General features: G+C 31.3%; 2 protein-coding genes. One reads left to right on the top strand and one right to left on the bottom strand.

Translation table 11 applies throughout. The annotated features are described in order from the left end of the window. Nucleotides 1-146: 146 nt before the first annotated feature. The gene (locus tag ACQY6M_RS09425) at nt 147-1,499 is read right to left on the bottom strand and encodes a UDP-N-acetylmuramate--L-alanine ligase (RefSeq protein WP_428740900.1); all 1,353 of its coding nucleotides are present in this window, start codon (nt 1,497-1,499) and stop codon (nt 147-149) included. Nucleotides 1,500-1,684: 185 nt separating this feature from the next. Here ACQY6M_RS09425 and ACQY6M_RS09420 point away from each other — a divergent pair, with 185 nt between their 5' ends. After that, nucleotides 1,685-7,786 (top strand): alpha-2-macroglobulin family protein, encoded by a 6,102-nt coding sequence (locus tag ACQY6M_RS09420; RefSeq protein ID WP_428740899.1) that lies wholly within the window; start codon nt 1,685-1,687, stop codon nt 7,784-7,786. The last annotated feature ends 32 nt before the right edge of the window (nt 7,787-7,818 follow it).

The following is a 7,818-nucleotide window of genomic DNA, read 5'->3' as shown; positions in this document are numbered from 1 at the left end:
GTTTCTTTTATTGAAAACCCAAAAAAAGGCTCTTTTAATAGAAAAAAATGGAATTTATACTTCCTATACAAACATCGATTTTCAGTAATTATAAAGTCTTTTTATTTAAAAGATTACAGAAAATACCTGTTGAAACGTTTTTTTAGTTAAATCAAACTCTTAACCTCTTCAAAATCTAAACCTCCATAATTACCAGAGCTCATCAACAACAAAGCAGTATTCTCTAGGTTTTGACTTAATAAAAACTCTTTAAATTCTTGCGGATTTGTATATATAATCAAATCATCTCGCTCAAAAGCATTTGCTATTTGTGCTTCAGAAACTTCTTCTAGCTGTTTAATTTTCACTGCATGTGGAGAATAAAACACCACTGCTCTATCTGCTTTGTCTAAAGCTCCTTTATATTCTGATAAAAATTCAGCGTTTAAACTCGAATATGTATGCAATTCTAAACAAGCTAACAAAGTTCTATCAGAATACTGATTCTTAACCGCAGCTGTCGTTGCTGCAACTTTAGATGGTGAATGTGCAAAATCTTTAAACACAACTGTTGAAGAATTCTCTGCTATTTTTTCTAGTCGTTTGCTTGCTCCTTTAAAACTAGCAATTGCCTCATAAAACTCATCTTCGTCAATTCCCATATGCTGGCAAATCCATTTTGCTCCTGCTAAGTTTTGTAAGTTATGATCTCCAAAAATTTCTAACGGTAAATCTCCCTCAGAAGTTTCTAAATAAGTAGTTCCATTATCGATAAAATAATTGGGAGTTGTATATGGATATTTTTTTATCGGATGTGTTGAACTTTCTACTACTTCTTTTAAAACCTCATCTTCTTCGTTATATACTAGTATTCCTCCATTCGTCAAAGAATCAGTAAAAATTGAAAATTGCTCTACATAGTTTTCAAATGTTGGAAATACATTAATATGATCCCAAGCAATCCCACTTAACAATGCAATATTAGGTTTGTATAAATGAAACTTCGGTCGCATATCTATCGGTGAACTCAAATATTCATCTCCTTCTAACACAATAAACTCATTTTCTTCAGTTAAATGCACCATCGTATCAAATCCTTCCAATTGCGCTCCTACCATATAATCTACTTCTTTTTCATGGTAATTTAACACATGTAAAATCATAGAAGTTATGGTTGTCTTTCCATGTGAACCACCAATAACCACACGCGTTTTGTCTTTAGATTGCTCATATAAAAATTCTGGGTACGAATAAATCTTCACTCCTAATTCTTGAGCCTTTAATAACTCCGGATTGTCTTTCTTTGCATGCATTCCTAAAATTATAGCATCTAAATCGGTAGTGATTTTTTCTGGATACCAACCAAATTCTTCTGGTAGCAACCCTTTATCAGCTAAACGAGTTTTTGATGGATCGTGAATAGTATCATCGCTTCCCGTTATTTGGTATCCTTTTTGTTGTAAAGCAATAGCTAAATTATGCATTGCACTACCTCCAATGGCTATAAAATGAATTCTCATATATTAAGTTATCTGTAGTGTATAAAAAACCAAAAATACAAAACCAAGTAAGAATTTTAAGTATCTTTAAATTTAAACTCATTGAAAAGTTATATACACTCATTCAAATACTACTATTACAAACTTTAACTTGTAATAAATTGTCTTTTTTTGGTGTTTTGTATAGATAAATGAATAATCACGTTATGAAAAAATTGACTTCTATTTTGCTGCTAATTTTATTTTCAACCCTAGTAAATGCCCAAGAAAACTATAAGGATTTATGGGATAAAGTTCATCAGTTTGAATCGGACAACTTACCTAAATCAGCTTTAAAAGTGGTAAACACTATTTATGAAAAGGCTGAAAAAAGTAATAACTCACCTCAAATTATAAAATCGCTATTTTATAAAAGTAAATACTCATTGACTTTAGAGGAAGATGCACAATTGAAAATTATCAATCAATTCAAACAACAAATTGATCAAAGCAATTTTCCCACCAAGAATGTACTCGAAAATATTTTAGCCAATTTGTATTGGCTATATTTCAATCAAAACAGATGGAAATTCTACAATCGTACACAAACAAGTCAAAAAGTTGATGAAAACGATTTCGGAACATGGGATTTAGATACGCTGTTTGCTGAAATTCATTGTCATTATCAAAATTCTTTAGAAAGTGAAACTCTACTTCAAAAAGTAGATGTGTATGATTTTGAAGATATTATTCATACTGTTAAAGACTCTAAAAAATACCGCCCTACCCTATTCGATTTTTTAGCTCATAATGCTTTAGAGTTTTATAAGACTACAGAAACCAACATAACAAAACCTGCCTACCAATTTAAAATTGATGATGCAAAATATATTAGTGATGTACAAACATTTTCAAACTTAAAACTTACTACAAAAGATGGTCTATCTCTACAATTCAATGCTTTAAAAATTTATCAAAACCTACTTTCTTTTCATTTAAAAAATAACAATTTAAATGCTTTGGTAGATGCAGACATTCAACGATTACAATTCGTAAACCAACATGCTACCTTTAACGACAAGCAAAAACTATTACTACAAACCTTAACAACATCAGTCAACCATTATAAAAACAAAGATATTAGCGGATTGTACCGTTATGAAATTGCCAGAATTTATAATGAACAAGCAGCCACATATCAAGCTAATAAAAATGAAGATATTCGTTTTAAAAACAGAGAAGCTTTAGCAATATGCAATCAAGTGATTGAACAATTCCCTGAAAGTTTAGCTGCTAAAAAATGTAAAACTTTACAGCAACAAATTACTACAGAATCATTAAGTCTTCTTTCAGAAAAATTTGTCCCAACAAATACGTCTTCAAGAATATTAGTTACTTACAACAACATTGAAAAACTGCATTTTAGTGCTTTTAAAATTACTCCTAAACAGTTAGAAGAACTTCAAAAATTTCACAAAGAACAAGATAGAGTTACCTTCATAAAAAAACTTAAAAAAACCACCTCTTGGCATAGTGTTTTACGAAATGAAAAAGACTATTTACAACATACCACTGAAGTTGTTGTTCCAAAGTTAACGCAAGGAAATTATCTAATCGTCGCACACAAAACAGCTATTCTTAATGCTACTGACTTATACGTTATAGCTAACTTACAGGTGACTAACTTAGTATTAGTTGAAAATAATAATGACGGCATAAGAACCTATCAAGTAGTAGATAGAAATACAGGAAAACCTATTAAAAATGCGAAATTGTTGCTTGAAAACAAGCCGTCTCGATATGGAAAAAAGATTCATGAGTTGTTAACAACTGATAAAAATGGTTTTGCTAGTTATGAAAGTAATAACAACCATAGCAATGTATATATTACAGTAACCACAAAAGTTGATTCTGCTATTTTTGGGGATTACTTCCTATACAAACATCAAGAAACACCTGGTGTTGATGACGATTTTATAAAAATCAAACCTTTTATTCTCACAGATAGAAGCATCTATCGCCCAGGTCAAACGGTATATTTTAAAGCTATCTTTATTCAGAATAAAGGAGAGGTTTCAAAACCTTTCACTAATGAATATATACAAATAACACTAAACGATGTTAATGGTCAAGAAGTAAAAACATTAGATCTTAAATTGAATGAATTTGGCTCTGCTTCTGGAGAGTTTATACTACCCAACAACGGATTAACTGGTGAGTATTCTTTTTCAATCAATGAGAGCAAAAAGCAAGAAAGTAAATTTTACAATACTGTAGATTTTGATTTTACTCAAGAAGAATACATTACACCTATTTCTGTTGAAGAATACAAACGCCCTAAGTTTGAAACTGATTTTAAACCTATTACCAAAACTTACAAATTAAACGACAGTATTACCATACATGGATTTGCCAAAGCGTTTTCAGGAGCAAACATTACTGATGCAAAAGTAGTATATCGAGTGCACCGTAAAGTACAATACCCTATTTGGTGGTATTGGCGTAAACCTCAGTTTACTTCAGAAGCGCAAGAAATTACACATGGTGAGTTAACAACTGATGCACAAGGAAATTTTTCCATTACATTCAAAGCACTTCCAGATGAAAGTGTAGACAAAGAAAACCTTCCTATTTTTGAATATGAAGTCACCGCTGATGTTACTGATATTAATGGAGAAACTCGTTCGGCTACTTCTATTGTAAAAGTTGGATATCATTCATTACTTGCTTCAATAGTAGCTCCTTCAATAATAGACAAATCGGATAAGGAAACTACAGTTGAAATCTCTAGTAAAAATTTAAATGGAGAATTCGTTCCTGCTAAAGGAAGCTTCAAAATATACAAACTGCAGGCTCCTAAAAATCCGTTACGTAATAGACCATGGAATATTCCGGATTATCAAAACATACCGGAAGTTGAATTTAGAAAATTGTTTCCACACGATGCTTATACCAAAGAAGATGAAAATCCTTCAACTTGGAAACAAGGAGAATTAGTTTTTGAACAAGATTTTGACACTCAAAAATCAAAAGAAATTATTCTTACAAACTATAAAAAATGGACTTTGGGAAACTATATTATTGTAGTAAACTCCAAAGATAAATTTGGACAAAAAGTTTCAGACAAAGCTCGATTTACATTGATTAATAGAGTTGAAAAAACTGTAACCGATAATCAATTATTTGTTTATAACACCAATAAAACAGCTTACAAACCAAACGATATTGTTGAATTACAAATTGGTTCCGCCTCAAAAGATGTAACAGTTGTGGTTCAAATAGAAAAGAATCAAAAAATCATAAAAAAAGACCTTATTCACTTAAATAACAGTCTCAAAACAATTAAAATCCCAATTACCAAAGAAGATATTGGTGGGTTTGCTATCAAATACTACTTAGTGAACTACAACAGTTTTGTTAGTGGAGTTATTCCTGTTTCGGTACCAAATCAACAAGAAACAATTACTATTGAAACCAATACGTTTAGAGATAAGTTACAACCTGGTGCTGAGGAAACGTGGAGTTTCACCATTAAAAATGATAAAAATAATAAAGTAACAGCCGAAGTATTAGCGAGTATGTACGATGCTTCTTTGGATGAATTTAAACCACATAATTGGGAATTCAATCCGATTACTACTCCTGTGTATTATTCTTACGGAAATAATGCAAATGCTTATCAAAGTTTTGGTAACGAGCATTTCAGAATTTTTAATAGAACATTTCCTAAAAACCTATACCAGAATCAACAATACGACCAATTAAACTGGTTTGGATTTCATTTTGGAAGAAATAGAAACATCCTTATAAGAGGTGCCATGAGTGCCCCTAGAAAAAAAGAAGTTGCTCAAAACGAGTATGCTGTTGAACTTGAATCAACCGAAGCTGACTTACAGGAAGTAGTGGTCACAGGATTGGAGAAAGAAAAAAAGATGGAAGAAAAAATTTCTTTGGAAGGAGTACAAATTCGTAAGAACCTCCAAGAAACGGCATTTTTCTATCCACATTTAATGACAGATAAAAATGGAAATGTAACGTTTAGCTTTACCACTCCTGAATCGTTAACAAGATGGAAATTACAATTACTAGCTCATACTAAAGAATTACAATCCGCTACAAAAACATTGACTACTGTTACCCAAAAAGAGTTAATGGTGATACCTAATGCACCAAGATTTCTAAGAGAAGGTGATCAAATTACTTTCAGTACTAAAATTGCTAACATCTCTGATAAAAACTTAAAAGGTATAGCTCAACTTGTACTAACCGACGCAATTACTGGAAAGGAAATTGATTTGCTAACTAATTCATTAAAAAATCAACCTTTTAATGTCGATTCAAATGGAAACACACAAGTTTCTTGGAATTTGGCTATTCCAGATACCTATCAAGCTATTCAATATAAAATAATTGCAAAAGCAGGAGATTTTTCTGATGGAGAACAAAACGTGTTACCTGTGTTATCTAACCGAATGTTAGTAACTGAAACGTTGCCTATGTGGATTCGTTCAAATGAAACTAAAACATTCACATTAGATAAATTAAAAAATAATACTTCTAGCTCTTTAAAAAATCACAAACTTACTTTAGAAGTTACTTCTAACCCTGCGTGGTATGCTGTACAAGCGTTACCCTATTTAATGGAATATCCATACGAGTGTAGCGAACAAACCTTTGCACGCTATTATGCAAACACTTTGGCAAGTCATATTGCAAATTCAAATCCAAGGATTCAAGAGGTGTTCAACGCGTGGAAATCTTCTGATGCTTTGTTAAGCAACCTAGAAAAAAATCAAGAATTAAAATCCTTGATTATTCAAGAAACTCCTTGGTTACGGGATGCACAATCAGAAACAGAACAAAAGAAACGCATTGCCTTGTTGTTTGATTTAAATAAGATGAAAAATGAACAACAAAAAGCGATCAAAAAACTTTCTGAAATGCAATTAAACAATGGTGGATTTCCTTGGTTTAAAGGAAGTGATTATCCAAATGCTTTTATTACGAATCATATTGCTACAGGTTTTGGGCATTTACAAAAACTAGGAGTAACCAATTTTGATAATGCAACTATAGCAATTGTTCAAAAATCAGTTCGTTTTTTAGATCAAGAAATTGAAGAAGTTTACAAAAAGCTTTTAGAAAATGCTGAACGCATTAAGGCTAAAAAAGGACAAAAAAAATATGAAGAATTCTTACAAGAAAACCGTTTAAACTATTTCGTTATTCAGTATTTATATATGCGTTCTTTTTATAAAAATATTGATCTTAATAGTAACACTAAAACAGCTATTGAATATTATAAAAAACAGACAGGAACCTATTGGAAAGAATTTAATTTATATGGGAAAGGGCAAATTGCTTTGATACAATATAGAAGTAGTAACACATCCATAGCTAATAAAATTATAACTTCTCTAAAAGAAAATAGTATTACCTCTGAAGAACTAGGAATGTACTGGAAAGAAAATCAACCTAGTTGGTATTGGTATCAAGCTCCTATTGAAACACAAGCTTTATTAATTGAAGCTTTTTCAGAAATAGAAAAGGATACAGAAACGATTGACAACCTAAAAATCTGGTTATTAAAAAACAAGCAAACTAATCGTTGGAAAACTACCAAAGCAACTACCGAAGCTGTATATGCTTTATTATTACAAGGAAGCGATTGGATTTCGGTAACCAATATGGTTGATATAACTATAGGAAATCAAACCATCAATCCTACTCAAATGGAAGACACTAAAGTTGAAGCTGGTACAGGCTATTTTAAAACCTCATGGAATGGTTCAGAAATTACTCCTGAAATGAGTAAAGTTAGTATTACGAAAAAAGGAAAAGGTATTGCATGGGGTGGTTTGTATTGGCAATATTTTGAAGATTTAGATAAAATTACCTCAGCTAAAACTCCGTTACAACTTAAGAAAAAACTATTCAAAAAAGTAAACACTGATAAAGGGAAAGAGTTACAAGAAATTACCAAAGACTCACATTTAAAAGTAGGTGATTTAATTACTGTTAGGATAGAACTTCGTTCTGATAGAGATATGGAATTTGTGCATATGAAAGATATGCGAGCAAGTGGCGTTGAACCTACTAACGTGTTATCACAATACAAATGGCAAGATGGTTTAGGCTATTACGAAAGCACCAAAGATGCCGCTACAAACTTCTTTTTTGAACGCTTACCTAAAGGGGTTTATGTTTTTGAATACGATGTTAGAGTTAATAACTCAGGAAATTTCAGCAACGGAATTACAACTATCCAAAGCATGTATGCCCCAGAATTTAGTAGTCATTCTGAAGGGAAAAGATTGTTAATTAAATAAAATACATATATTAGCACCAGCTTAATATATTA

It is taken from the genome of Tenacibaculum sp. (genome assembly GCF_050290165.1).
GTDB lineage: Bacteria > Bacteroidota > Bacteroidia > Flavobacteriales > Flavobacteriaceae > Polaribacter.
This window is presented reverse-complemented; position numbering and strand designations above follow the sequence as displayed.

Excerpts from the sequence above, each read along its gene's own strand:
- ACQY6M_RS09425 (WP_428740900.1), bottom strand. The coding sequence starts at position 1,499 with ATGAGAATTCATTTTATAGCCATTGGAGGTAGTGCAATGCATAATTTA.
- ACQY6M_RS09420 (WP_428740899.1), top strand. The coding sequence starts at position 1,685 with ATGAAAAAATTGACTTCTATTTTGCTGCTAATTTTATTTTCAACCCTA.